The following is a 25,824-nucleotide window of genomic DNA, read 5'->3' as shown; positions in this document are numbered from 1 at the left end:
TTTGCCGCCCGAACGACAAGGCTGCGCTACCTCATGGGTAAGCGCAGCCTGGATTGTTCGGGGGCGTTGAATTGTGTTGCCGGATTATAGGCATTTATCCGGATGTCTGCCGGACCCAGAATTCGTTCCATCTCGAAATGGATGCTGCATCGTCATGGACGCTTCTGAATTCAGCAAATTCCTGAAAGCCGCGTTGCCCGCCGAAGCCAGAGCCGGCGCGGCACTGACGGTCGCGGAGGTGGAAATCCCCGGCTACGCGCAGGACATCGTGCTGCGCCTCTATCGGCGCGCGGACAAGACCGGATTGCCGGTAGTGCTTTATTTCCACGGCGGCGGTTTCGTGCGCGGCACGCTGGATGACGCCGATTTCGCCGCGCGCTTTTTAGCAGAACGCTTACCGGCTCTCGTAGTGTCGGTCGATTATTCGCTCGCGCCGGCCTTTCCTTTTCCGGCCGCGCCGGAGGATGCGTATCGCGCGGCCGTGTGGGCCGCGACGCGCGCCCGCGCGTTCGGCGGCAATCCGAAGAAGATCGGCGTCGCGGGGCACGATGCGGGCGGCCAGCTCGCGAACTGCCTCGCGTTCATCGCGCGCGATCGCGGCGAAGTGTCGATCGCCGCGCAGGCCCTGTTCGGACCGATGCTCGACCCGAGCATGACGCGCATCGGCGACGCCGAACGCCTTGCGTCGGACATCACCGCGCGCGAATGCGCGGCCTGTTATCGCGCCTATCTGCCGCAGGCGGCGCAGCGCATGCACCCGTATGCGGCGCCGCTCGAATCGGTGCGCCTCGCGGGCCTGCCGCCGACGCTCGTCGTCACCGCGCAGAACGACGTGCTGCACGTCGAAGCGGAGAAATATGCGGGCTGCCTGATTTCATCGGGCGTGCTCACGCAGGTGATCCGCTACCCGGACGTCACGCACGCGGCGCTCGCGACGCACGAAGCCGCGCTCGAGGAGGCCGTGCGCTTCTTCCAGTGCCGCTTCCAGGCGCGCCAGCCGAACCGTTCCGAATAACCAGAACCAATCCACGCTTATTGGAGATCCACATGGCCATCCTACGCACCTCCCGTTCCCGAATCGCGACCGCGGCGATCGCGACGCTCGCCGTCGTCGGCCTCGGCACGTTCGGCGCGATGCGCGTGAACGCGAACGCGCCCGAAAAGGCGGCAGCGCCGCTGCCCGAAGTCGACGTCGCGACCGTCGTGCCGCAGACCGTCACCGACTGGCAAGGCTATTCGGGCCGCCTCGAGGCGGTCGAGAAAGTCGACGTGCGCCCGCAGGTGTCGGGCACGATCGTCGCGGTGAACTTCAAGGACGGCGCGCTCGTGAAGAAGGGCGACGTGCTGTTCGTGATCGATCCGCGCCCGTACCAGGCGGAAACCGACCGCGCGGCGGCGCAGCTCGCCGCCGCGCAGGCCCGCAACGGCTATGCGCAAAGCGACTGGCAGCGCGCGCAGCGCCTGATCGGCGACAACGCGATCGCGAAGCGCGACTACGACGAGAAGCAGAACGCGGCGCGCGAAGCGACGGCGAACCTGAAGGCCGCCGAAGCCGCGCTGGAAACGGCGCGTATCAACCTCGGCTATACGCGCATCACCGCACCCGTGTCGGGCCGCGTGTCGCGCGCGGAAATCACGCTCGGCAACGTCGTGTCGGCCGGCGCGTCCGCCGCGCCGCTGACGACGCTGGTGTCGGTGTCGCCGATCTACGCATCGTTCGACGCGGACGAGCAGACCTACCTGCAATACATCAACGGCGCGCGCAACGGCCGCAAGGTGCCGGTCGAGCTCGGCCTCGCGAATGAAACCGGCTATTCACGCAGCGGCGAGATCGACTCGGTCGACAACCGGCTCGACACGTCGTCCGGCACGATCCGCGTGCGCGCGCGCTTCGACAACGCGGACGGCACGCTCGTCCCCGGGCTCTACGCGCGCGTGAAGGTGGGCGGCAGCGCACCGCACGAGGCGCTGCTCGTCGACGATGCGGCGATCAACACCGACCAGGACAAGAAGTTCGTGTTCGTCGTCGACCAGCAGGGCCGCGTGTCGTACCGCGAAGTGCAGCCGGGCATGCAGCACGGCAACCGGCGCGTGATCGTGAGCGGCCTCGCCGCCGGCGATCGCGTGATCGTGAACGGCACGCAGCGCGTGCGGCCGGGCGCGCAGGTGAAGCCGCACATGGTCCCGATGACGGGCGGCGATGCGCCGTCCGCGCCGCTCGCGGACAACGCGAAGCCGGCCGCACCGGCGAAGGCGGAATCGTAAGCGGCCCGCCGCTTCGAATTCCGCGTTCAACCAGACAGAGCAACCCATGAACATTTCCAAATTCTTTATCGACCGGCCGATCTTTGCAGGAGTCCTATCGGTGATCGTCCTGCTCGGCGGGGTGATCGCGATGTTCCTGCTGCCGATTTCGGAGTATCCGGAAGTCGTGCCGCCGTCCGTGATCGTGAAGGCGCAGTATCCGGGCGCGAACCCGAAAGTGATCGCCGAGACGGTCGCGTCGCCGCTGGAAGAGCAGATCAACGGCGTCGAGGACATGCTCTACATGCAGTCGCAGGCGAACAGCGACGGCAACATGACGATCACCGTCACGTTCAAGCTCGGCACCGATCCGGACAAGGCCACGCAGCTCGTGCAGAACCGCGTGAACCAGGCGTTGCCGCGCCTGCCGGAAGACGTGCAGCGGCTCGGCATCACCACGGTGAAGAGCTCGCCGACGCTGACGATGGTGGTCCACCTGATCTCGCCGGACAACCGCTACGACATGACCTACCTGCGCAACTACGCGCTGATCAACGTGAAGGATCGCCTGTCGCGGATCCAGGGCGTCGGCCAGGTGCAGCTGTGGGGCTCGGGCGACTACGCGATGCGTGTGTGGCTCGATCCGCAGAAGGTCGCGCAGCGCGGGCTGTCGGCCGAGGACGTCGTGCAGGCGATCCGCGAGCAGAACGTGCAGGTCGCGGCCGGCGTGATCGGCGCGTCGCCGTCGCTGCCCGGCACGCCGCTGCAGCTGTCGGTGAACGCGCGCGGCCGTCTGCAGACGGAAGACGAGTTCGGCGACATCGTCGTGAAGACGACGCCGGACGGCGGCGTCACGCATCTGCGCGACATCGCGCGCATCGAGCTGGACGCGTCCGAGTACGGGCTGCGCTCGCTGCTCGACAACAAGCCGGCCGTCGCGATGGCGATCAACCAGTCGCCGGGCGCGAACTCGCTGCAGATTTCCGACGAAGTGCGCAAGACGATGGCCGAGCTGAAGCAGGACATGCCGGCCGGCGTCGACTACAAGATCGTCTATGACCCGACGCAGTTCGTGCGCTCGTCGATCAAGGCCGTGGTGCACACGCTGCTCGAAGCGATCGCGCTGGTCGTGATCGTCGTGATCGTGTTCCTGCAGACCTGGCGCGCGTCGCTGATTCCGCTGATCGCGGTGCCGGTGTCGATCATCGGCACGTTCTCGCTGCTGCTGGCGTTCGGGTATTCGATCAACGCGCTGTCGCTGTTCGGGATGGTGCTCGCGATCGGTATCGTGGTCGACGATGCGATCGTGGTCGTCGAGAACGTCGAGCGCAACATCGAAAGCGGGATGAACGCGCGGGCGGCGACCTACAAGGCGATGCAGGAAGTGAGCGGGCCGATCATCGCGATCGCGCTGACGCTCGTCGCCGTGTTCGTGCCGCTCGCGTTCATGTCGGGCCTGACCGGCCAGTTCTACAAGCAGTTCGCGATGACGATCGCGATCTCGACGGTGATCTCGGCGTTCAACTCGCTGACGCTGTCGCCGGCGCTGTCCGCGATCCTGCTGAAGGGCCACGGCGACAAGGAAGACTGGCTCACGCGCGTGATGAACCGCGTGCTCGGCGGCTTCTTCCGCGGCTTCAACAAGGTGTTCCATCGCGGCGCGGAGAACTACGGCCGCGGCGTGCGCGGCGTGCTGTCGCGCAAGACGCTGATGCTCGGCGTGTACCTCGTGCTGGTGGGTGCGACCGTGCTCGTGTCGAAGGTCGTGCCGGGCGGCTTCGTGCCCGCGCAGGACAAGGAATACCTGATCGCGTTCGCGCAGCTGCCGAACGGCGCGTCGCTCGACCGCACCGAGAAGGTGATCCGCGACATGGGTTCGATCGCGCTGAAGCAGCCGGGCGTCGAGAGCGCGGTCGCGTTCCCGGGGCTGTCGGTGAACGGCTTCACCAACAGTTCGAGCGCGGGCATCGTGTTCGTCACGCTGAAGCCGTTCTCGGAACGGCACGGCAAGGCGCTGTCGGCCGGTGCGATCGCCGGTGCGCTGAACCAGCAGTACGGTGCGATCAAGGATTCGTTCGTCGCGGTGTTCCCGCCGCCGCCCGTGCTCGGCCTCGGCACGCTCGGCGGGTTCAAGATGCAGATCGAGGATCGCGGCGCGGTCGGCTATGCGAAGCTGTCGGATGCGACCAACGACTTCATCAAGCGCGCGCAGCAGGCGCCTGAGCTGGGCCCGTTGTTTACGAGCTACCAGATCAACGTGCCGCAGCTGAACGTCGATCTCGACCGCGTGAAGGCGAAGCAGCTCGGCGTGCCGGTCACCGACGTGTTCAACACGATGCAGGTGTATCTCGGCTCGCTGTACGTGAACGACTTCAACCGCTTCGGGCGCGTGTACCAGGTGCGCGTGCAGGCCGATGCACCGTTCCGTCAGCGCGCGGACGACATCCTGCAGCTGAAGACGCGCAACGACAAGGGCGAAATGGTGCCGCTGTCGTCGCTCGTCACGGTGACGCCGACGTTCGGCCCGGAAATGGTCGTGCGCTACAACGGCTACACGGCAGCCGACATCAACGGCGGCCCGGCGCCGGGCTTCTCGTCGGGTCAGGCGCAGGCCGCGATCGAGCGTATCGCGCATGAAACGCTGCCGCGTGGCGTGCGGTTCGAATGGACCGACCTCACGTACCAGCAGATCCTGGCAGGCGATTCGGCGATGTACGTGTTCCCGATCAGCGTGCTGCTCGTGTTCCTCGTGCTCGCCGCGCTGTATGAAAGCCTGACGCTGCCGCTTGCGGTGATCCTGATCGTGCCGATGAGCATTCTGTCGGCGCTGACGGGCGTGTGGCTCACGCAGGGCGACAACAACATCTTCACGCAGATCGGCTTGATGGTGCTGGTGGGGCTGTCGGCGAAGAACGCGATCCTGATCGTCGAATTCGCACGTGAACTGGAGCACGACGGCAGGACGCCGCTCGAGGCCGCGATCGAGGCGAGCCGGCTGCGGCTGCGCCCGATTTTGATGACATCGATCGCCTTCATCATGGGCGTCGTGCCGCTCGTCACGTCGACGGGCGCGGGTTCGGAAATGCGCCATGCGATGGGTGTCGCGGTGTTCTTCGGGATGCTCGGCGTGACGCTGTTCGGGCTGATGCTGACGCCGGTGTTCTATGTCGTGCTGCGCACGCTGGCGGGCGGCAAGATCCACGTCGCGGGCAAGGACTCGGCCGGCTATGGCGTGTCGCCGTCGGGTGCGTCGGCTTCGGATGCTTGAGGACAACAAGATGGACAACATGCACAACACGAATGGCCTGATGCGCTTCGCGAAGGTGGCGGCCGCGAGCACCCTGCTCGCGACGCTGCTCGCCGCGTGCGCGGTGGGGCCCGACTACAAGCGCCCGGACGTGTCGACGCCCGCGGCGTTCAAGGAAGCGCCGACGCTCGCGGCCGGCGAACAGGCCGGCACGTGGAAGACCGCCGAACCGGCGGACGGCGAGCATCGCGGCGAATGGTGGAAGGTGTTCGGCGATCCGGTGCTCGACTCGCTCGAGTCGCAGGCGCTCGCCGCGAACCAGAACCTGAAGGCCGCGGCGGCGCGCGTCGAGGAAGCGCGTGCGGCGACCCGCACCGCGCGCTCGCAGTGGTTCCCGCAGGTCGGCGCCGGGTTCGGGCCGACGCGCGAAGGGCTGTCGTCGGCGTCGCAGTTCCAGCCGCAGGGCACGGGCCCGACCACCGCGACGCTGTGGCGCGCGCAGGGCACGGTGTCGTACGAGGCCGACCTGTTCGGCCGCGTGAGCCGCAACGTCGAGGCGTCGCGTGCCGACCAGGCGCAGAGCGAGGCGCTGTTCCGTTCGGTGCAGCTCGCGCTGCAGGCGGACGTCGCGCAGAACTACTTCGAACTGCGCCAGCTCGACTCGGACCAGGACTTGTACCGCCGCACGGTCGAACTGCGTGACCAAGCGCTGAAGCTCGTGCAGCGCCGCTTCAACGAAGGCGACATCAGCGAGCTCGACGTGTCGCGCGCGAAGAACGAGCTGGCAACCGCGCAGGCCGATGCGGTCGGCGTCGCGCGCCGGCGCGCGGCGTCCGAGCATGCGCTCGCGATCCTGCTCGGCAAGGCGCCCGCGGACTTCGCGTTCAAGGAAACGCCGATCGTGCCGGTCGCGGTGAAGGTCCCGCCGAGCCTGCCGTCCGCGTTGCTCGAACGCCGCCCGGACGTGTCGGCGGCCGAGCGTGCGATGGCGGCCGCGAATGCGCGGATCGGGCTCGCGAAGTCGGCGTACTTCCCGAAGCTCGATATCACGGGGGCGTTCGGCTATGAGGCGTCGACGCTCGGCAACCTGTTCATGTGGTCGAGCCGCACGTTCCTGCTCGGGCCGTTCGCCGGCACCGCGCTGACGCTGCCGCTGTTCGACGGCGGGCGGCGGGCGGCCGGCGTGCAGCAGGCGCGCGCGCAGTACGACGAGCAGGTCGCGAACTACCGGCAGCAGGTGCTCGTCGCGTTCCGCGAGGTCGAGGACAATCTCGCCGATCTGCGTCTGCTCGACGACCAGATTCGCGCGCAGGATGCGGCCGTCAATGCGTCGCGCCGTGCGGCGACGCTGTCGCGGACGCAGTATCAGGAAGGCGAAGTGGCCTATCTCGACGTGATCGACAGCGAACGGTCGGTGCTGCAGTCGCAGTTGCAGGCGAACCAGCTGACCGGTGCGCAGGCGGTGTCGACCGTCAACCTGATCCGTGCGCTGGGCGGCGGGTGGGGTACGGTGCCGACGGCAGTCGGTGGCACGTCGTCCGGCAAGGAGGACGTCGCCGCACGTTGATGCAGCGGCGGCATCGCCGCCGCAGGAAGCAGTCGATGAACAAACCCCGGTTCGTGACGACACGAATCGGGGTTTTTTATTGGCGGTCGGCCTCGGCGCTTGCTCCGGCGCGTGCGCAGCGGCGGCAGTTGCAACTAACGGTCTATCCGGCCGAGCGTTGACGAATGCGGCGGTGCGGGGCGCCGCGCTGCCTACTCGGGTTACTCGCTACGCAATTTCCCGACAGTCTGCAATAAGCCGATATCTCGCCGCGGGGGCCGTCACTACCATCCATCGATATCGATTCCGCGTCGTTCGCGGATGACCTGATGGAGCCATATCGGATGGCGCGAGCACTCATGGAGCCCGTGACGAGCATCGACGCGGGACGGCGGTTCAGGCGAAGCCGCGCGCTTGCCTGGATGGCGATCGGATTGACGCTGCTGCTTGCATACGGCATTGCGCGGTATGTGTCGCGCGCCGCGCCGGCGGTCGTGCTGCCGCAGCGCTTCAGCGTCGACGTCGATCGGGCCCGGCCGCCGTGGGCGCGGCCCGTGATCGCGATTCGCGACGGCGTGCCCGCGCATATCGACGTGCATTCGAAGGAAGCGGGCGTCCTGATGGCGCACGAAATCCCGGGCGCGCTCGCGGTGTGCGCGTCCGGCCGCGAGCAGTCGATGGACATCGTTCCGGTCGGCATCACCGGGCGTTTCTCGCTGCATTTCCACAGCCGGACAGGCGACCCGATCGAGGTCGCCGTGATCGAGATCTACCCGCGGCCGTGACCGCACCGTTATTCCATCACGACAAACAACACGGAAGGAGACGACGATGCAATTACCGATTCGCGCAGCGATCGCGCTGTCGCTCGGCATGTTCATGCTGGCCGGCTGCGGCGGAGAAGCCGACGACACGCCGGCGGCCGCACCCGGCGTATCCGTCGCCGACTATGTCGTGCCGCGCGTGCCGAGCTGCAGTCCGGGCGATGCGCTCGAGACCGCGCTGCAGGGGCAGGTGCCGGCCGCGCTTCGGCAGGCCGGCTTCGGCGGCTTCAACTGTAACCTGAAGCGCGTCGGCCAGGTGCAGGGCGAAGGCGCGTCGTGGTCCGCCGCGACGTATACCGACCGAAAAGGCCAGACCTGCTTCTACCACGCAACGATGGGCGCAAGCGCGCAGTTCAACAATCCCGACGCGCCGCCGCGCGTGAATCCCGGCGTGCCGGTGATCGACATCACCGATCCGGCGCAACCGATGCGGGTGAGTTCGCTGACGTCCACGTCGATGATCGATCCGTGGGAATCGCTGCGCGTGAACGTCGCGCGCGGAATTCTGGCCGCCGACAACGGACTGGGCGGCGCTGGCGGTCCGGAGATCGACCTGTACGACGTTGCTTCGGACTGCACACGGCCGCAGTTGCTGGCCAGCGTGCCGGTCGGCACCGGCACGGACGGCGGCGTCGTCGCGGCGACTGCGCCGCTGGGTCACGAAGGCGGATTCTCGCCGGACGGACTGACGTACTACGTCGGCGGGGCGTTCACGAAGTCCTATTACGCAATCGACCTGACCGTACCGACCCGGCCGAAGATGATCTCCGCCATCAGCCTCGCGGAGCTGGGCATGGGCTCGTTTTCGCACGGCCTGTCGGTGAGCGAGGACGGGACCCGCGCGTACTTCGTCGCGTCGGGAAACGGCGGCCCGGCGGTCGGCATGAGCGCACCGCCGCTGAACGACGCGAACGCGAGCGGCGACAACGGCTTCTTCGTCGTCGACACCAGCGAAGTACAGAGCCGGCGCCCGAATGCGCGGATGCACCGGATCGCGACGGTGCCGGTACGGGACGGCAGCATCGCACAACATACGATCTCGTTCTCGGTGGCGGGAAAACCGTATCTGATCGAAGTCGACGAGGGCGGGGCCGGCGGGATTCAGGATCCGGGTGCAACGGCCGTCAAGGCCGCATGCAATGCCGGCATGGCGCCGTTCCCGATGGGGCACATCTACGACATGTCCGACGAAGCGGCGCCGCTGCTGGTGTCGGAACTCCGGCTCGAAACGCACGCGATCGCGAACTGCAGCAAGGTCATTCCCGATGTCGTGGGCCTGAACACGTTCACGTACGGCGCGCACTACTGCAGTGTCGACAACCGGCAGAACGCGACCGCGCTCGCGTGCAGCTACTTCAATTCCGGCATTCGCGTCTTCGACATTCGCGACCCGTCGAAGCCGAAGGAGATCGCGTACTACAACCCGGCGTCCGCGAAGTCGCCGGGCGCGGGCTCCGCGCATCTCATGTTCGGCCAGTACCGCGCAGGCGGGCCGGACTGGTGCGCGGCGCGCCTCGATTTCGACTTCGACCGGCATCTGCTGACCACCGCGTGCCAGGACAACGGCATGCTGGTCCTGTCGTTCGAGAACGGCAGCTGGCCGTTCCCGCAAAGCACGAAAGCATCGGGGATCGGCAATTGACGCGCGTGAGCCGTTGCCTGCTGGCGTGCGCGATCGCACTCGCGATGCCGCTGACCTGTGCCGGCTTCGAGGCCGACGTGCATTTCGGCCTCACGCTGTGGCTGGCGCAGCAGGCCGGTTTCGCGCCGCGCGACGCGGAAGCGATCGCGCTCGCGGATCAGCGTATCGACGCGGGTTCGATCGAGTACATGACGTCGCCGCTGCAGTACGCGTGCCTGTCGCGGTTCGTCCCGGATGCCGTCGATGCGCAGGTCCGGCACTATCCGGGCGCGCGCAGCGTGCCGGCCGATGCGCAGGCCAGAACCGTCGTGCCCGGCGGGCAGGCCGCGCTGGCGCCGGTCGACGCGGCGCTCGGCAAGGCCGGCGGCGGCAAGGCCGCGTTCATGCTCGGCGAATTCGGCCGCGCACTCCATGCGTGGCAGGATTCGTGGGCCCATCGCGGCACGCCTTCCGTCCCGGCGTGGCATCGCGACGGGATCGAATGCGATGCCGGCCTGGCAATGGCGGCACCGCTCGATCAAGGCGCGCCGTCGAGTCATGCGGCGGAGCTCACCTGGCGTCGTTCCGCCGACGTGGAGGAAATGGCGAAAGCGACCTATCAGCAGATGATCAGGTATCCGAAGATCGATGGTGCAACCCGGCGTGCGACGCCGTGGGATCAGGTGCGGCCGCGGCTTGCCGGCTTCGTCGATGCGAGAACGAAGCGGGCCAAGTCGGACTGGTTCGTTGCGAACGGCATCGCGGATACGTCGTTTCTCGACGGCATCAGCCTGCCGGACGGTTCCGTGTGGAAAGCCGTCAGATGGCACGGGCGGCGCGACCTGCCGCCGCCGCTGTCGCCGACGGTGCAGGCCGGCATCGATCGTGATCTCGTCGATTTCTACACGCGCTTTTTCAGCGACTGGGTCACGACGTCGCCGGTCGACACGCGCTGGCTGCCCGCTCTTTTCGCCGAACGCGGGCACCCGCCCGACGCTGCGCTGGTCAACGCGCTCGTCGGGTGGCGACTGAGGGATCACGGTGCCTGTCTCGCGGCTGGCGGCGCGCAGCGTTCGGCAGCGCAGTCGTACGCTGCTGCGCGCAGCCGGGCATCGTTCGAGGTGTTCAAGTCATTGAACGACGCCGTGCTGCCGCTGATCGTGGAAGGGGAAAAGCCGTCGCCGGTTCTGCCTTTCCTGGTGTTTCCGCTAGCGCGTTCGAGCGACGGAACCAAGCGTGCCGTGGCACTGATCAAGTTGCTCGACGCACCATACGACACCGTGGGTATCGTGTCGGAGAAGCGCGACGGTTCGGGCTGGAAGGTGACGGGATGGATTTCGTCTGCTGATTATTGAGCGGGAAGATCTTGAAATGCCGGAAGATATTGCATACGGCGCGGCGCGCGCGAGGAACCGCTTCGAAGGAGCTGCATCGGGCAGGAAGAGGTGGCTGGCAGCGTCGCCTTTGTCGCTTGTCATGTTCATCATGCCGGCTGACGCGAGCGCGCATGCCTGGAACATTCCGTACTACTTGCCGGTTCCGTTGTGGCTGTATGCGTATGCGGCCACCGGCACGCTGATGGTTTCGTTCATGATCCTGGCGTTTGCGTCCGGCACGCGTGTTCCCGATCCGGGATGGCATCCGGGAACACGCGTACACGCGCTGCGAATCCCGGCTGCGATCGTGAAAACAGGGCAAATCCTGAGTGCAGCGTTCGTCGCGCTCCTCATCGTCGCTGGCATTGCGGGAACTGCGAACCCGTTCCTGAACCTCGCGATGTCGGGTTTCTGGCTCTGGTTCTATCTGGGTTCGGGCTATGCCAGCGCGATACTGGGCGACGTCTACGCATTGTCCAACCCGTTTGCGCTGCTGCTGCGAATCGCCGCGCGCCGTTTCCCTGCGATGGAACGCGGGCGCTATCGCTATCCGCCACGCCTCGCGTCATGGCCCGCGCTGGGCGGCTATATCGCGCTCATCGCGCTGGAACTGTTCGGGGCCGCACGGCCTCGGGATGCGAGCGTGTTTCTCATTGCGTATGCTGTGTACGCGCTGATCGGCGCGTGGTGCTTCGGGCGCGAGCGGTGGCTCGTCCACTGCGATACGTTCGGCTTGCTGTGCAGGTTGTGCGCGAAACTGTCGCCGCTGAAATGGCGCACGACGGGCGGCCAGCGCGTGATCGTCGAACCGCGAAACCCGCTTGCCGACCTGTCGCGCGCACCGGCGGATACCAGCATCGTCGCGTTTCTGTCGTTCATGCTGTCGTCGACGGCCTACGACGGGTTGCGCGACACGGCTACGTGGAACGCGTTCTTCTGGCGCCGCATCTATCCGCACGTCGTCGATCTGCTTCCGTCGCTCGGGAAAAGCTATGCATGGTCCGCGGAGATCCTGCTGACGTGGCAATGGCTCGCGTTCGCGGCCGTCGGCGTCGCGTATTACCTGCTGTTCCGCGGGTGCTGCGCGCTGGGTGCGATCAGTTCGCGGTCGTCATCGGATGGGGCGGTCTTTTCGCGGCAGTTCTGTCTGATTTTGCTGCCGATCTCGTTCTTCTATAACGTCTGCCACTACTTCACGCTGTTCCGGGACCAGGGGCGGCAGATCGTCCGGCTTCTATCTGATCCGCTCGGGTTCGGCTGGACGCTGTTGCCGGTCGCGGCCGCGGATGATCAGGTGTCGGCGGCACAGGCGCTTATCACCGTCGAATACATCTGGCATGCGCAAGTCCTCCTGATTCTCGCCGGACATATCCTGAGTGTGATGCTTACGCACGCGATCGCGCTGCGCAGCGGCAATCCGGCCGGTCGCGCGATCGTCGGCCAGTTGCCGCTGCTGGCCTTGACGATCGCACTGACGATCAGCGGCCTGTGGATTCTGTCGCTTCCGCTGGCGTAACGGCCGCGGCACGCGGCTTGAGTTCGGACGGCGACACGCCCCAGCGCTTGCGGAACGTCGCCGAAAAGTGGCTCGCCGACGAGAAGCCGCAGTCGAGCGCGGCTTCCGTCACGTCGCAGCGGCCGTGCTCGATCAGGCGGCGGGCGGCTTGCAGGCGGCTTTCGATGATGTACTGATGCGGCGTCAGCCCGTTGGCCTTCCTGAAACTCCGGATGAACGAATAAAGATCGCCCGGGTAGCCGACCGCATCGGCCACTGCCGTCAGCGTCAGCGGGCCCTGGAAATTGTCCCGGATGTACTCGCCGGCCCGGCGCATCATCGCCTCGTGCGCATATTGCTTCGCCTGCGGCCGCGCTTCCAGATGCAGCATCCGGTGCAACGCGGCGGCCCCGAGTGCTTCCGCGTAGGTCGGGCCCTGCGGCATCCCCGCGACGGCGTCTTCGTGGAGGCTGCGGACGATCTGCGTGAGCAGGTCGTCGATCACGTCCATCCGCAGCGCCGCCGACGCGAACCACAGGTCGGACTGAAGCCCCGTTCGCGACAGCCAGGCCGAGTCGAAGTGAACACTGAGCCATTCGATTTCGCTGGACCATCGGCCGGAAAACGAGAATCCGGGCGGCGCATAGGCGAGCGGCCCGCGGATGCGCGTCGCTGCCCACCGGCCGCCGCTCGTGCGCAACTCGAGCGTCGTCGGTGCCTGCAGGTACATGCCGAGGATCGGGCCGGTCGTCTCCAGATCGACGACTTCGGTGGCGCCCGCGATGTAGTGCTCGATCGCGACGGCCGCGCGCGACGGCGCGACGGGCTGCCGTCTCCACTTCTGCGGCGGATGCCAGCTGACGCGGCTTCCGTTCGGCGCAATCGTGCAGACGTCCCTCATGGCTGGGCGGCTGACCACGCGTTCTCCTATCGTCTGATCTGGCGAGCGGTTCGTTCGAGCGACGCCATCGGGATGGCGTCGCTCGAACGAACACACTGTAGGTCGCGATGCTTACTCGATTCTTACCTCGCGGCGCGCGTGCGTCGACGTCGTGATCGGCCGGCGGCACGCGATGTGCCGGCTGCTGCCGCGACGATCAGGTAGGGTCGGCTGCCGAGCGCAGCGCACGCACCAACTCGCTCGCCGCCTTGCCGAGCCCCGTGTGCTTCGGTCGCCGCAGATACACGGGCAGCGGCAGCCCGTTGCGGATGTTCGCGAACACGAGCGGCGCGAGTTCGCCGTCGGCGACATACCGGCCGATCAGCGATTCGGGCAGGTTCGCCCAACCGTGCCCGGCCTTCACGAGCGCGATCGCGGTCGCCATGTCGGTCACCTTCCACGTGCGGTTGCCGATCACGGGACGCACGTCGGTGAGCGGCCGTTCCGGGTCGGCGATCACGATCTGCCGGAACCCCGACAAGCGCTCGATCGCCTCGGGATGCGCGGCTTCGGCGATCGACGGATGACCGGGCGCGGCGACGGCGATCAGCGTCTCGGTCCACAGCGCGTGGATTTGTTCCTGCGGATGAAGATCGAGCCCGCCGTACGCGACGCAGAGATCGACGGCGCCGCGATGCAATGCGTCGACGATCGCGTCCTGTGGCGCGGTGACGATGCTGATCGCGAGCGCCGGATACTTCGCGGCGACGGCCGTCAGCGCACGCGCAACGGGCGCGCTGTCGAGCTCCGCGGCAAGGCCGAGCCGCAGCGTGTCCTCGACGCCTTCCGACAGATGCTGCGCATGCGCGCGCAGCGCCTGCAGCCGTTCGGCGATCGACCGTGCATCGGGCAGCAGCGCGGCCATCGCGGCGGTCGGCGTCGGCTCGCGCGTGCCGCGGTCGAACAGCACGAGGTCCAGCTCGGCCTCGAGATTCGCGATCGCCATGCTGACCGCCGACGGCGTGCGGCCGAGCGCACGGGCGGCCGCCGAGAACGAGCCTTTGTCGATGACGGTCAGCAGCATGTCGATGTGGTCGCTGGTCAGCATGCGTGGCTTCCTGTCAGAAAAATTGAAAGGACCTGACTTTTGCCGGCGAAATGCCCGCTGTAGTCTCGCCACCTTGTTCGATATGAAGGTGGTGGGTCATGCAAGGTTGGAAGAGACGCATAGTCTACGTCGCGATGTTCGAGGTGCTCGGCATCGTCGTCGCGTCGTCGGTGCTCGGCATGCTGAGCGGCGCGAGCGCGACGGCGAGCGGCCTGCTCGGCGTGATGATCTCGACGACGGGCGTCATCGTCAATTTTCTGTACAACCTGGGGTTCGAGGCGTGGGAGCGGCGGCGTGCGGAAACGACGCGCACCGTCGCGCGGCGCGTCGTGCATGCGATCGGTTTCCAGGTCGCGCTCGTGACGTTCCTGATTCCGCTGATCGCGTGGTGGCTCGGCGTGTCGCTGTGGCAGGCGTTCCTGTACGACGCCGTGCTGATCGTGTTCTTCCCGATCTTCACGTTCGCGTACAACTGGTCGTTCGACAGCGTGTTCGGGTTGCCGGATGCGGTGACGCGCAAGCCCGAACCGATCATCTGACGCGGAGGCGGGTGAAGCGATGCGGGGCGGCCCGTATCGCTTCGTTCAGGAAAGGGACGGGCGGAGCGAATGCCACCCGCGAGCGTTACGCGGCGACGAACTCGTGCACGTAACGGTTGAACACGGCGGGGCTCGCCGCGTTCATCCCGTGCGACGCACCGGCGACGGTCTGCCGTTGTGCATCGCCGATCCACTGCGACAGCGTGTCGACGTTGTTGCGGAACATCTTCGGGCTGCGCTGGCCGTCGATCAGCAGCGTGCGGCACGCGATATCGCCGGCCGTGTGCTGCGAATACGCGGGCAGCGGATCCTGCAGCTGCTTCGGCAGCGTGCTCGCGTTGTCGATCGCCATCGTGCGAAAGCGCGACGTGCTCTTCTTCCACGCGCCGGGCAGGCTCACGGAGTCGACGAACATCTCGAGGCCGGCTTCCACTTCGCCTTGCCCGATCAGGTTCACGGCCTGCGTGCGCAGGGCGATCGCGGCGGCCGGCAGCGCGGCTTCGCGCACGCCCGGCTGTTGCAGCGGGCCGCCGGGATCGGCGAGCGTCAGCGTGTCGACGAGCTGCGGATGCTGGCGCGCGACGTTGAACGCAACGCTGCCGCCACGCGAGTGGCCGACGAGATGCACGGGGCCGAGATCGAGCGCGTCGATGAATTCGGCGAGCTCGTCGACGTGGTTCTGCCAGCTGAACTCGTCCTGGATGCCCGCCTCGACGGCCGGCCAGTAATGGCTCAGGCTCGGCGCGATGCAGCGGTAGTGGGCCGACAGCGACGCGAGTTGCGGATCCCAGTAACGGTAGTCGCACAACGATCCGTGCACGAACACCATCGGCGCGCCGCTGCCCCGCTCGACATACGGCAGGCTGATGCCTGACGAAAGCGTCGCAAATTGCAGGTCGGGGTTCGCGAGCACCGAAGGCTCGATTCGCATGTTCATGACTGAAAACTCAATGGGTGCGTCATCACGTCGCAACTATGCCTCACGGCAAGCTGCAAGGAAAACGCATAATTTTCATCGTGACGATCAATTTTATTGATGGCTCGGCTGAAAACCCTTGTCGCAGCGTGGGGAAGTGCCGAAGTCTTCAATCATCTGATGATTTATTTGGCGGCTGAACGCGCGTGTCAACGCCTGCGCAGGCGCGCATCGGAGCGGGGGAAAACGGGAGAAAGGGCCGCCGCACGCGACCCGCGCATCACCGCACCACCAGCGCGGGCGCGGTCTGAAGCTCGACGGGAAGGTCGTTGTCGGCGGCGAACTGCATCGCGAAGTCGAACGCGTCGGCGCATACGTCGCGCAATTCGTCCGACACGAACAGGCATTTGGCGCCGCAGTCGACGACCGGCATCGCGAGCCGCGACAGCGCGCACGGATAGCCGGGCCGCCGCTCGCCGACGAACAGCGTGATGACACCCGCGAGGCGCTCGGGCCAGTCGCTCGGTCGGAAGGTTTTCTGCGCGCGCGTGACGCCGCGGATCAGGTGCCCGGTGATGCGGCCGTGTTCAGTGACTTCGATGCGATCCATGTTGTTCTGCGTATCCTCGTTCGCGTCATTCGCCACCGTCGGCCGCCGCATCGCCGCGCGCGGGAATCCGCAGGTTGCGCAGCTTGTGATAAAGCGTCTTCTTCGGCATGCCGAGCGCGACGCTCGCGTCCGCCACGTTGCCGTTGTGACGCCGCAGCATGTCTTCGATCAGCATCCGCTCGAAATACGCCATCTGCTCGGCAAGCGTGCCGCCGGCCGCCGGCGCGCCGCCGGACGACAGCAGGCTGTCGCCGGTCAGCCCGAGCACGAAGCGATCGGCCACGTTCTGCAGTTCGCGCACGTTGCCGGGCCATGCATGCGTCATCAGTTCGGACACCTGCGCAGCCGTGACGACCGGCGCCGGCTGCCCGAAGCGCCGTGCGGCCGCGAGCACGAAGTGCTCGAACAGCAGCGGCACGTCCTCGCGCCGTTCGCGCAGCGGCGGCAGCTCGATCTGCGCGACGTTGAGCCGATACAGCAAGTCCGCGCGAAAGCGTCCGTCGGCCGCGAGTTCGGCGAGATCGGCCTTCGACGCGGCCACCACGCGGCAGTCGACCGGAATCAGCTCGTTCGCGCCGAGCCGCTCGACCACGCGCTCCTGCAGCACGCGCAGCATCTTGATCTGCAGCGGAATCGGCATCGTCTCGATTTCGTCGAGGAACAGCGTGCCGCCGTGCGCCCATTCGATCTTGCCGATGCGCTTCTTGATCGCGCCGGTGAATGCGCCGGCCTCATGGCCGAACAGTTCGCTCTCGAATACCTGCTCGGGCAGGCCGCCGCAATTCAGCGCAACGAAATGCGCATCGCGCCGTCCGCCGAAGTCGTGCAGGCTGCGTGCGATCAGTTCCTTGCCGGTGCCCGTCTCGCCGGTGATCAGCACCGACACCGACGTATCGGCGAGGCGCAGGATCTTCTTGCGCACGTCGGCCATCGCGGGCGACTTGCCGAGCACGAACGCCTCGATGCCCTGCCAGTTGTTCAGCGCCGCGCGCAGCCCCTGCACCTCGAGCGTCAGGCGGCGCTTCTCGACCGCGCGCGCGACGCGGCCGGCGATGACGTCCGACGAAAACGGCTTCTCGATGAAGTCGTACGCGCCGACCTGCATCGCGCCGACGGCCGTCGAGATGTCCGCGTGGCCGCTGATCAGCACGACCGGAATCTGCGCATCGACGGCCATCACGCGTTCGAGCAGCTGCAGCCCGTCGATGCCGGGCATCCGCACGTCCGACACGATCACGACCGGGGCGCCGGGCGCGACATGCGTGAGCGCGTCGGCGGCCGACGCGAATGCGTCGACCGGGAACCCGGCGAGCGCGACGGCCTGCTCGACGCCGATCCGGACGTTTTCATCGTCCTCGACGACCAGCACGCGAATCTCATCTTCCATGCTCTATCCTCTGTTGCGGCGTTGCCGCCGCGAATTCGATACTGAACTGCGCGCCGCCTTCGTCGCGGTTCGTCGCGGCGATCTTCGCGCCGAACGCCTCGACGATGCGCGACGTGATCGCGAGGCCGAGCCCGAGGCCCTGGCCGCGCGGCTTGGTCGTGACGAACGGCTCGAACAGGTGCGGCAGCACGTCGGGCGCGATGCCCGCGCCGCTGTCGGCCACCGAGAAACGCACGCGGCCGGCGTCGTCCGGCCCGGCGGCTTCGATCACGATGCGCCGCACCGGCGCGTCGTGCACCGCGTCGAGCGCGTTGCCGAGCAGGTTGACGATCACCTGCTGCAACTGGCTCGATTCCGCGGACACCGTCGTGCCGGGCGCGATGTTCACGTCGAGCTGCACGCCTTCGTCGCGGATCCGCGCGTCGTAGATGAGGCGCGCATGCGCGACGGCCTCGTTCAGCGACACCGCGACGCGCTCGACGTCGGGTTTGCGCGCGAAGGTCTTCAGCTCGCCGGTGAGCACGGCCATGCTGTCGACGAGCTTGCCGATCCGTTCGAGATTCGCATACGCCGGCGCCGGCTGGCCGCGCTCGAAGAACGTGCGCGCGTTGTCGCACAGCGTGCGGATCGCGACGAGCGGCTGGTTCAGCTCGTGCGTGAGGCCGGCGGCCATCTGCCCGAGCACCGCGAGCTTGCCCGCGTGCACGACTTCCTGTTGCGACGCGCGCAGCCGCTGCTCGGTGCGCTCGCGCTCGACGATCTCGCGCTGCATCCGCTCGTTGGTCGCCGTCAGCGCGGCCGTGCGTTGCGCGACGGTCAGCTCGAGCTGGTCGTTCGCGCGGCGCAGCGCGTCCTGCGCGTTCAGCTGCGCGACGATCGCCCGGCGCCGCTGGATCGCGTAGCCAGCCAGCAGCGCGGCGATCAGGAATGCGCCGGTGACGAACGCGAACGCGGTCTGCTGCTGGCGCCGCGCGCCGGCGATGTCGAGCAGCACCATCAGCGAATCGCCGGCCTGCGGCGCGGGCCGCGACATCACGAGATAGCGCGTGCTGCGGCCGGCGTGACGCGGATCGGGGAACGTGCCGAACCATGCAGCGGCACTGCGGTCGCCGAGGTGGCGGTAGGGCAGCATGTCGACCGTGCGGCCCGCGTATTGCCGCGACGCCTGGATGTCGCGCTGCTGCTGCGCGGTGATCGGGCGCAGCGCGGTGAATTTCCACGCCGGCTCGGTCGAAATCACGACCACGCCGTTGCCGTCGACCACCATCGCGGCGACGCCCGGCGCGCGCCACGCGGATTCCAGCGGGTCGACGCTGATCTTCACGGCCGCCGCGCCGATCGGCACGCCGCCGTCGCGCACCGCGCTCGCGAAATAGACGCCCGGCACGCCGGTGTTGGTGCCGATCCCGAAGAAGCGGCCGCTGCCGTGCGCCAGGGCATCCTTGAAGTACGGCCGGTACGACACGTTGGTGCCGACGAAGCTGATCGTCTCGTTCCAGTTGCTGGCGGCGATCACTTCGCCCTGCAGGTCGATCACGTCGACGGCGCCGCTGCCCGCATCGCGGTTCACGGCTTCGAGATACGTGTTCACCGTGTGCGCGAGCGCGGGCCGGTCGTGCGGCGCGGCCCGCAGCAGCGCGCGCACGCCGTCTTGCCGGGCGACCAGGCCGGGCAGGATCTCGAAGCGGCCGAGTTCGCTCTTCAGGCTCGACGCATACAGGTCGAGCCGGTGCGCGCCGGTTTCCTCGAGCGCGTCGATCGCGCGTTCCCACGCGAAATCGACCGCCGCGCCCGCCACGCCGACATACAGCGCCGCGGCCGACGCCCAGCCCCACCACGGGATTCCCTTGAAGCTCTTCTGCACGTTCGCCCTCATCGATGCCCGCAACCGGTCGTCCGCAACCGGTCGTCCGCAACCGGTCGTCCGCAACCGGCCGTCCGAGACCGGTCGTCCGAGACCGGCCGTCCGCAACTCCGGCCGTCCCAAACGCCCCGCCACAACGACGCGCGCCGCGCGCCGGCAAAGCCGGCGGCGGCGCGTGCGAAGCAGCCTGCGCGACGGTGCGCGCAGCGGCGCGTCATCCGAAGTGCGCGACCAGGATCAGCGTCACGGTGACGACGATCGCGCCGCCGATCCGCGTGGCGATCTGCGCGAACGGCATCAGCTGCATCCGGTTCGCGGCGGTCAGGATCGCGACGTCGCCGGTGCCGCCTTGCCCGCTGTGGCAGGCGTTCACGATTGCGGTGTCGATAGGGTACATCTTCAGCAGGCGGCCGACCACGAAACCGGTGCCCATCAGCGTCGCGACGGTCGACACGATCGTGATGACGTTGACGATCGTGAAGGCGGCGGTCAGCTTGTCCCACGGCGTCATCGCGACGCCGATCGCGAACAGCAGCGGGTACGTGACGGCGGTCGAGAAGAACTTGTAGACGACGAACGCGCCTTCCTGCAGCGGCGGCGACACGGCGCGCGCGAGCTTCACCAGCACCGCGAGGAACAGCATCGCGACCGGTGCGGGCAGGCCGAACAGCTTGTGCGCCATCAGGCCGACGAGGTACAGCGTGATCGCCGTGATGCCGGCGCCCGCGATGTGCGTGACGTCGACGTGGCCGCGGATTTCCTCGCTTTCCGGCGTCATGTCGCCGCTTTCGCCGACCTGCAGGCGACCGTTGCCGGTCAGGTGCGGCAGGCGCTTGCCGAGCATGTCGAGCGCGCCCGACAGGATGATCGCGGTCAGGCTGCCGAGCATCACCGACGGCAGCACCATCGCGAACATCTCGCCCTGCGGCAGGTGCATCAGTTCCGAATAGCCGATCGACAGCGGAATCGCACCTTCGCCGACGCCGCCCGCCATGATCGGCACGACGATGTACAGCAGCGTGTGGCGCGCGCCGAGGCCGAGCGCGGTGCCGACCGCCGTGCCGACGATCGCGGCCGCCACCGAACCGACGGCGAGCGGAATGAAGATCTTCACGAAGCCCTGGATCAGCACGCGCCGGTCCATGCTCAGGATGCTGCCGACGATGATCGACGCGATGAACAGGTACAGGAAGTTGGTCGACTTCGTGAACTCGACGGTGAGGTTCAGCACCGGCTTCGGCAGCACGTGGTAGTAGGTGAGCGCCGACGGCACGAAGGTCGCGAAGATCGCGGCGGCGCCGATGTTGCGCAAGAGCGGCAGGCGCTTGCCGAGTTCCGCACAGGTGAAGCCGAAGAACGCGAGCACCGCGATCGCCATCGAGATCTCGCCGGGCACCTTGCCCGTCACCGCGAAGCCGACGATCAGCCCGAACAGGATCACGTAGACCGGCAGCGGGATGATGCCGATGCGGATTTCCATCAGCTTCCACCAGCCTTCCGGCCAGAAGCGTGCGCGCGTGGCGGGACCGGCTTCGGCAAGTGCCTCCGGACGGGATTGGGTAGGGATTGAGGTCTGCAAGACGTGTCTCCTGATGTTTGGAATGCCCGCATTGCTACGCGGCATCGTGTGGCGTCTATTAATGCAACCCCCGTGCCAAGCATTCCGGCCTGCCGGAATATTTTTTAGTGCATTGATTTATAAGGATTTTGTTTCGTCTGCGGAAAGGATGGCAGCGGCCGGTTGGCCGAGATTTCGGAATTCGCCCGGCGGGCAGGCCGAGATTTCGGCCCGATGGCCGGCCGGGCGCCGCCCGCGCATCGGACGCACATAAGACGCGCGCGCTGGCGCCATATCGCCGCACGCGATTTTCTTCGCACAATCGCTTCGTAGACCGCCTTCCTGCCGCTCTCTATCATCGGCTGATCTTTTTCCGATGCGACGACGACTGTCCGGAGAACGCCCGCGCGTTCGCCGCGGCGCCGCTCATCCGTCGATACCGTCTTTGGACAGGAGAGTGGTTCCCATGCTGCATGCCGTTTTTTCCGCCCGCTTTTCCTCCGGCCGCGTGGCCCGCCTGCTGGCAACCGCGCTGCTCGGCGTCCTGATGCTGAACGGCGCCCGTGCCGACACCGCGCCGCTGAAGGTCGGCATCTCGACGAGCCCGCAGATCGACGCGCTGAAGATTGCCGCGAAGGAGGCGAAGGAGCAGGGCCTCGACGTGAAGATCGTCGAGTTCACCGACTGGAATACGCCGAACGCGGCGCTCGCGAACAAGGACATCGACGTCAACTACTTCCAGCACATCCCGTTTCTCGAGAACGCGAAGAAGCAGGGCGGTTACAACTTCGTGTCGATCGCGCCGGGCACGATCATGAAGATCGGCCTCTACTCGAAGAAGGTGAAGCGCTTCGACGAGTTGAAGGACGGCGCGCGCGTCGCGATCGCGAACGATCCGGTAAACGGCGGGCGCGGGCTGCTGCTGCTGCAGCGCGCGGGCCTCATCACGCTGAAGCCGGACGCGGACTACCGCGCGACGACGCACGACATCGTGTCCAACCCGAAGCACCTGAAGATCATCCCGCTCGAAGCGTCGCAGCTCGCGCGCTCGCTCGACGACGTCGACCTCGCGCAGGGCTATCCGAGCTTCATCAAGCTCGCCGGCACGACCGATCCGAACAGCGCGCTGCTGTTCGACGGCACCGAGAACAAGAACTTCGCGATCCAGTGGGTCGTGCGGCCCGAGAGCGTGAACGACGCGCGCATCCGCAAGTTCATCGCGATCTACCAGCATTCGCCGGCCGTGCGCCGTGCGCTCGACAACGCGTTCGGCTCGCTGTACGCGATCGCGTGGTGACGGAGCCAGACATGACGACGGCGAACCGCAAGAAGATCCTGCTCAACGCGTTCAACATGAACTGCGTCGGGCACATCAATCACGGGCTGTGGACGCATCCGCGCGACCGCTCCGCGCACTACACCGATCTCGACTACTGGGCCGATCTCGCGAGGACGCTCGAACGCGGCAAGTTCGACGGGATCTTTCTCGCGGACATCGTCGGCGTGTACGACGTGTTCGGCGGCGGCCCGGACGCCGCGCTGCGCGAATCGGTGCAGGTGCCCGTCAACGATCCGCTGCTGCTCGTGCCCGCGATGGCGCAGGTCACGCAACATCTCGGCTTCGGCGTGACCGCGAACCTGACCTACGAGCCGCCTTACCTGTTCGCGCGCCGCATGTCGACGCTCGATCACCTGACGAAGGGGCGCATCGGCTGGAACATCGTGACCGGCTATCTCGACAGCGCCGCGCGCGGGATGGGCCTCGCCCAGCAGATCGGCCACGACGACCGCTACGAACGCGCGGACGACTACATGGACGTCGTCTACAAGCTGTGGGAACAGAGCTGGGACGACGACGCGGTGATCCGCGACGCGCAGGCGCGCGTGTTCGCGCAGCCTGGCAAGGTGCGGCGCGTGAAGCACGACGGGCCGTTCTATTCGGTCGACGCGATCCACCTGAGCGAGCCGTCGCTGCAGCGCACGCCGGTGCTGTACCAGGCCGGCTCGTCCGCGCGCGGCGTCGAGTTCGCGGGGCGGCATGCGGAGTGCGTGTTCGTGAACGGGCAGAGCAAGGCCGCGGCGCGCGCGGCGGCGCTCGACATCCGCGCGGCCGCCGCGCGGCAGGGGCGCGATCCCGCATCGATCAAGATTTTCGCGGGCGTGAGCGTCGTGACCGCCGAAACCGAACGGCTCGCGCGCGAGAAGTTCGACGAATATCGGCGCTATGCGAGCCCTGAAGCCGGCCTCGCGCATTTCGCGAGCTCGACCGGCATCGATTTCGCGAAGTACGGCCTCGACGAGCCGATCTCGTACGTGAAGACCGACTCGATCCAGTCGGCCGTCGACGCGATCTCGCGCAAGAGCACGACCGGCACGTGGACCGTGCGCCGGATGCTCGAGCAGATGTCGCTCGGCGGCCGCTATGCGCCGATCGTCGGCTCGCCGTCGCAAGTCGCGGACGAACTGCAGTCGTGGATCGACGAGACGGGCATCGACGGTTTCAACCTGACGCGCACCGTGATGCCCGAATCGTTCGAGGACTTCGTCGACTGGGTCGTGCCCGAGCTGCAGAACCGCGGCATCTACAAGGAAGACTACGATCCCGCGCCGACGCTGCGCGAGAAGCTGTTCGGCGCCGGCGCGCGGCTGCCGGCCTGGCACACGGGCGCGCAGCACCGGCCGGCCGCCGTGCCGGCGCCGGAATCCAAGCATCCCGCGCATGCGTGAACGTGACGGAGCGAAGCGATGACGCAATTGTTCGACACGCTGGGTTTCATCGAGGCATCGGCCGTGCGGGCCGGTGCGGGCGCAGATGTGCGTGACGCACGTGAGGTACATGATTCGTATCACGAAGCAAACACGCTGACAGACGAGGTCGCCGCCGTATCGTTCGCACACGTCGGCAAGGTGTTCGCGACGTCGCGCGGCCAGGCCGCCGCGCTGCGCGACGTGACGCTCGACGTGCGGCGCGGCGAGGTGTTCGGCATCATCGGCCGCAGCGGTGCCGGCAAGTCGACGCTGCTGCGGCTCGTGAACGGCCTCGAACGTCCGAGTTCGGGCAGCGTGCGCGTGCAGGGCGTCGACGTCGGCGCGCTCGACGAGGACGGGCTCGTCGCGCTGCGGCGTCGCACCGGCATGGTGTTCCAGCGTTTCAACCTGCTGTCGGCGAAGACGGTGTTCGAGAACGTCGCGCTGCCGCTGAAGATCGCCGGCGTGCCGAAGGCCGAGCGCACGCGCAAGGCCGAGGCGCTGCTCGATCTCGTCGGGCTGGCCGCGAAACGCGACGCGTATCCGGCGAGCCTGTCGGGCGGCCAGAAGCAGCGCGTCGGCATCGCGCGGGCGCTGGTGCACGACCCGGAGGTGCTGCTGTGCGACGAGGCGACGTCGGCGCTCGACCCCGAGACGACGCAATCGATCCTCGCGCTGCTCGCCGACATCAACCGCCGCCTCGGACTGACGATCGTGCTGATCACGCACGAGATGGAAGTGATCCGCGCGGTGTGCGACACGGTCGCGGTGATCGAGCAGGGCGAGGTCGTCGAAACGGGCCCGGTGTGGCGCGTGTTCGGCGATCCGCGCCACGGCGCGACGCGCGCGCTGCTCAGCACGCTCGTGCACGACCTGCCGGCCGAACTCGCCGCGCGCGTGCAGCCGTTGCCCGAGCTGGCCGCGCTGCCCGACGGCGCGCAAGTCGTGCTGGACGTCCGTTATACGGGCGAAAGCGGCGGCGAGCCGGACGTCGGCGCGCTCGCGGCGGCGCTCGGCGGCTCGGTGCGCTTCCTGCACGGCGGGATCGAGCGCATTCAGGGGCATGCGCAAGGGCGCCTCGTGATCGCGGCGTCGCCGCGCGCGGACGACGCCGGCCACCCGCCGGCACGCGGCGGCGCGGTCGCCGCGTTGCTCGAGCGCGCGCGCCGCCACGCGAATCATGCGGAGGTGCTCGGCTATGTTTGAACTCTGGTGGCCCGAACTGCTCGACGCGATCCGCGACACGCTGTCGATGGTCGCCGCGTCTGCCGCGATCGCCGCGCTGATCGGCATCCCGCTCGCGGTGATCCTGGTGACGACCGCGCCCGGCGGCATTTACGCGCGGCGTGGCCTGAACGCGGTGCTCGGCGCGCTCGTCAACGTGTTCCGCTCGACACCGTTCATCATCCTGCTCGTCGCGCTGCTGCCGTTCACGCGCGTGCTGATCGGCACGACGATCGGCGTGTGGGCGGCCGTCGTGCCGCTGTCGATCGCGGCGATTCCATTCTTCGCGCGGATTGCGGAAGTGAGCCTGCGCGAAGTCGATCGCGGGCTGATCGAGGCGGCGCTCGCGATGGGCGCGAAACGCCGCCACATCGTGTGGCACGTGCTGTTGCCGGAGGCGTTGCCCGGCATGCTCGGCGGTTTCACGATCACCGTCGTCGCGCTGATCGGCTCGACCGCGATGGCGGGCGCAGTCGGCGCGGGTGGGCTCGGCGATCTCGCGATCCGCTATGGCTATCAGCGTTTCGACACCACGGTCATGGTGACCGTGATCGTGATCCTGATCGCACTCGTTTCGGCCGTGCAAATCACGGGCGACCGCCTGGTCCGACGCGTGACCCGGCGTACCTGAGCGGCG

Annotated in this window: 20 protein-coding genes; 13 read left to right on the top strand and 7 right to left on the bottom strand. The window is 67.4% G+C overall.

What is annotated here, in order from left to right; translation table 11 throughout:
• Positions 1-154: 154 nt before the first annotated feature.
• The 8 genes from NQV17_RS13475 (at position 155) to NQV17_RS13440 (ending at position 12,374) form a co-directional block, all read left to right on the top strand.
• Positions 155-1,015: an alpha/beta hydrolase gene (locus NQV17_RS13475; protein ID WP_044845763.1), complete on the top strand. Its 861-nt coding sequence runs from the start codon at positions 155-157 to the stop codon at positions 1,013-1,015.
• 32 nt (positions 1,016-1,047) lie between these two features.
• Positions 1,048-2,265 (top strand): multidrug efflux RND transporter periplasmic adaptor subunit CeoA, encoded by a 1,218-nt coding sequence (gene ceoA, locus NQV17_RS13470; RefSeq protein WP_257772670.1) that lies wholly within the window; start codon positions 1,048-1,050, stop codon positions 2,263-2,265.
• A gap of 46 nt (positions 2,266-2,311) precedes the next feature.
• On the top strand, positions 2,312-5,512 hold the full coding sequence (gene ceoB / locus NQV17_RS13465; RefSeq protein WP_044845761.1) for a multidrug efflux RND transporter permease subunit CeoB: 3,201 nt from the start codon (positions 2,312-2,314) through the stop codon (positions 5,510-5,512).
• Positions 5,513-5,522: 10 nt separating this feature from the next.
• The gene (gene opcM / locus NQV17_RS13460; protein ID WP_257772669.1) at positions 5,523-7,058 is read left to right on the top strand and encodes a multidrug efflux transporter outer membrane subunit OpcM; all 1,536 of its coding nucleotides are present in this window, start codon (positions 5,523-5,525) and stop codon (positions 7,056-7,058) included.
• A 323-nt stretch (positions 7,059-7,381) separates the two neighbouring features.
• Positions 7,382-7,822, top strand: a complete 441-nt coding sequence (locus NQV17_RS13455; RefSeq protein WP_257772668.1) for a hypothetical protein — start codon at positions 7,382-7,384, stop codon at positions 7,820-7,822.
• 46 nt (positions 7,823-7,868) lie between these two features.
• A complete protein-coding gene (locus NQV17_RS13450) occupies positions 7,869-9,503 on the top strand; it encodes an LVIVD repeat-containing protein (protein WP_257772667.1) in 1,635 nt (544 codons plus the stop codon).
• Positions 9,504-9,508: 5 nt separating this feature from the next.
• Positions 9,509-10,837 (top strand): DUF6765 family protein, encoded by a 1,329-nt coding sequence (locus NQV17_RS13445; protein WP_257772666.1) that lies wholly within the window; start codon positions 9,509-9,511, stop codon positions 10,835-10,837.
• A gap of 109 nt (positions 10,838-10,946) precedes the next feature.
• Positions 10,947-12,374: a hypothetical protein gene (locus NQV17_RS13440; RefSeq protein ID WP_257772665.1), complete on the top strand. Its 1,428-nt coding sequence runs from the start codon at positions 10,947-10,949 to the stop codon at positions 12,372-12,374.
• On the opposite strand, the gene NQV17_RS13435 is transcribed toward NQV17_RS13440, so the two are convergent.
• Together NQV17_RS13435 and NQV17_RS13430 are read right to left on the bottom strand one after the other, a co-directional pair.
• Complete coding sequence (locus tag NQV17_RS13435; protein ID WP_257772664.1) at positions 12,337-13,254, bottom strand: AraC family transcriptional regulator; 918 nt, start codon at positions 13,252-13,254, stop codon at positions 12,337-12,339. The genes NQV17_RS13440 and NQV17_RS13435 overlap by 38 nt on opposite strands.
• Before the next feature lie 196 nt (positions 13,255-13,450).
• The gene (locus NQV17_RS13430; RefSeq protein ID WP_124530219.1) at positions 13,451-14,341 is read right to left on the bottom strand and encodes a LysR family transcriptional regulator; all 891 of its coding nucleotides are present in this window, start codon (positions 14,339-14,341) and stop codon (positions 13,451-13,453) included.
• A gap of 98 nt (positions 14,342-14,439) precedes the next feature.
• Between NQV17_RS13430 and NQV17_RS13425 the strand changes: the two genes are divergently transcribed.
• Positions 14,440-14,880: a PACE efflux transporter gene (locus tag NQV17_RS13425; protein WP_257772663.1), complete on the top strand. Its 441-nt coding sequence runs from the start codon at positions 14,440-14,442 to the stop codon at positions 14,878-14,880.
• Between the two features lie 85 nt (positions 14,881-14,965).
• Here NQV17_RS13425 and NQV17_RS13420 read toward each other — a convergent pair whose 3' ends face one another.
• The 5 genes from NQV17_RS13420 to NQV17_RS13400 all read right to left on the bottom strand — a co-directional run bounded on the left by NQV17_RS13420 (position 14,966) and on the right by NQV17_RS13400 (position 21,236).
• Positions 14,966-15,817, bottom strand: coding sequence for an alpha/beta fold hydrolase (locus NQV17_RS13420; protein WP_257772662.1), 852 nt, complete (start codon positions 15,815-15,817; stop codon positions 14,966-14,968).
• Positions 15,818-16,076: 259 nt separating this feature from the next.
• Entirely contained in the window at positions 16,077-16,406 is a 330-nt protein-coding gene (locus NQV17_RS13415; protein ID WP_257772661.1) for a DUF3579 domain-containing protein, read from the bottom strand.
• A 25-nt stretch (positions 16,407-16,431) separates the two neighbouring features.
• Positions 16,432-17,793 (bottom strand): sigma-54 dependent transcriptional regulator, encoded by a 1,362-nt coding sequence (locus tag NQV17_RS13410; protein WP_257772660.1) that lies wholly within the window; start codon positions 17,791-17,793, stop codon positions 16,432-16,434.
• Positions 17,783-19,669 carry an ATP-binding protein gene (locus tag NQV17_RS13405; RefSeq protein WP_257772659.1) on the bottom strand — a complete coding sequence of 629 codons (1,887 nt, stop codon included), beginning with the start codon at positions 19,667-19,669 and terminating at the stop codon, positions 17,783-17,785. Before NQV17_RS13405 ends, NQV17_RS13410 begins: the two co-directional genes overlap by 11 nt.
• Positions 19,670-19,871: 202 nt before the next feature.
• Entirely contained in the window at positions 19,872-21,236 is a 1,365-nt protein-coding gene (locus NQV17_RS13400) for a 2-hydroxycarboxylate transporter family protein (protein ID WP_257772658.1), read from the bottom strand.
• A gap of 445 nt (positions 21,237-21,681) precedes the next feature.
• Between NQV17_RS13400 and NQV17_RS13395 the strand changes: the two genes are divergently transcribed.
• From NQV17_RS13395 to NQV17_RS13380, 4 genes are read left to right on the top strand one after another with little or no spacing between them, the layout of a single operon-like run.
• The gene (locus NQV17_RS13395; RefSeq protein WP_257772657.1) at positions 21,682-22,512 is read left to right on the top strand and encodes a MetQ/NlpA family ABC transporter substrate-binding protein; all 831 of its coding nucleotides are present in this window, start codon (positions 21,682-21,684) and stop codon (positions 22,510-22,512) included.
• 11 nt (positions 22,513-22,523) lie between these two features.
• Positions 22,524-23,942, top strand: coding sequence for an LLM class flavin-dependent oxidoreductase (locus tag NQV17_RS13390; protein ID WP_257772656.1), 1,419 nt, complete (start codon positions 22,524-22,526; stop codon positions 23,940-23,942).
• Between the two features lie 18 nt (positions 23,943-23,960).
• Positions 23,961-25,169 (top strand): methionine ABC transporter ATP-binding protein, encoded by a 1,209-nt coding sequence (locus tag NQV17_RS13385; protein WP_257772655.1) that lies wholly within the window; start codon positions 23,961-23,963, stop codon positions 25,167-25,169.
• Positions 25,162-25,818, top strand: coding sequence for a methionine ABC transporter permease (locus tag NQV17_RS13380; RefSeq protein ID WP_044845749.1), 657 nt, complete (start codon positions 25,162-25,164; stop codon positions 25,816-25,818). Before NQV17_RS13385 ends, NQV17_RS13380 begins: the two co-directional genes overlap by 8 nt.
• Positions 25,819-25,824: the final 6 nt, after the last annotated feature.

The organism is Burkholderia sp. SCN-KJ (assembly GCF_024656005.1).
GTDB lineage: Bacteria > Pseudomonadota > Gammaproteobacteria > Burkholderiales > Burkholderiaceae > Burkholderia.
Note: the sequence above shows the minus strand (reverse complement) of the source record. Positions and strands in the feature narration are given on the sequence as shown.

What these genes read in the sequence shown, in the direction of transcription:
- NQV17_RS13475 (WP_044845763.1), top strand. Translation starts at nt 155, where the DNA reads ATGGACGCTTCTGAATTCAGCAAATTCCTGAAAGCCGCGTTGCCCGCC.
- ceoA (WP_257772670.1), top strand. Translation starts at nt 1,048, where the DNA reads ATGGCCATCCTACGCACCTCCCGTTCCCGAATCGCGACCGCGGCGATC.
- ceoB (WP_044845761.1), top strand. Translation starts at nt 2,312, where the DNA reads ATGAACATTTCCAAATTCTTTATCGACCGGCCGATCTTTGCAGGAGTC.
- opcM (WP_257772669.1), top strand. Translation starts at nt 5,523, where the DNA reads ATGGACAACATGCACAACACGAATGGCCTGATGCGCTTCGCGAAGGTG.
- NQV17_RS13455 (WP_257772668.1), top strand. Translation starts at nt 7,382, where the DNA reads ATGGCGCGAGCACTCATGGAGCCCGTGACGAGCATCGACGCGGGACGG.
- NQV17_RS13450 (WP_257772667.1), top strand. Translation starts at nt 7,869, where the DNA reads ATGCAATTACCGATTCGCGCAGCGATCGCGCTGTCGCTCGGCATGTTC.
- NQV17_RS13435 (WP_257772664.1), bottom strand. Translation starts at nt 13,254, where the DNA reads ATGAGGGACGTCTGCACGATTGCGCCGAACGGAAGCCGCGTCAGCTGG.
- NQV17_RS13430 (WP_124530219.1), bottom strand. Translation starts at nt 14,341, where the DNA reads ATGCTGACCAGCGACCACATCGACATGCTGCTGACCGTCATCGACAAA.
- NQV17_RS13425 (WP_257772663.1), top strand. Translation starts at nt 14,440, where the DNA reads ATGCAAGGTTGGAAGAGACGCATAGTCTACGTCGCGATGTTCGAGGTG.
- NQV17_RS13420 (WP_257772662.1), bottom strand. Translation starts at nt 15,817, where the DNA reads ATGAACATGCGAATCGAGCCTTCGGTGCTCGCGAACCCCGACCTGCAA.
- NQV17_RS13415 (WP_257772661.1), bottom strand. Translation starts at nt 16,406, where the DNA reads ATGGATCGCATCGAAGTCACTGAACACGGCCGCATCACCGGGCACCTG.
- NQV17_RS13410 (WP_257772660.1), bottom strand. Translation starts at nt 17,793, where the DNA reads ATGGAAGATGAGATTCGCGTGCTGGTCGTCGAGGACGATGAAAACGTC.
- NQV17_RS13405 (WP_257772659.1), bottom strand. Translation starts at nt 19,669, where the DNA reads ATGAGGGCGAACGTGCAGAAGAGCTTCAAGGGAATCCCGTGGTGGGGC.
- NQV17_RS13395 (WP_257772657.1), top strand. Translation starts at nt 21,682, where the DNA reads ATGCTGCATGCCGTTTTTTCCGCCCGCTTTTCCTCCGGCCGCGTGGCC.
- NQV17_RS13390 (WP_257772656.1), top strand. Translation starts at nt 22,524, where the DNA reads ATGACGACGGCGAACCGCAAGAAGATCCTGCTCAACGCGTTCAACATG.
- NQV17_RS13385 (WP_257772655.1), top strand. Translation starts at nt 23,961, where the DNA reads ATGACGCAATTGTTCGACACGCTGGGTTTCATCGAGGCATCGGCCGTG.
- NQV17_RS13380 (WP_044845749.1), top strand. Translation starts at nt 25,162, where the DNA reads ATGTTTGAACTCTGGTGGCCCGAACTGCTCGACGCGATCCGCGACACG.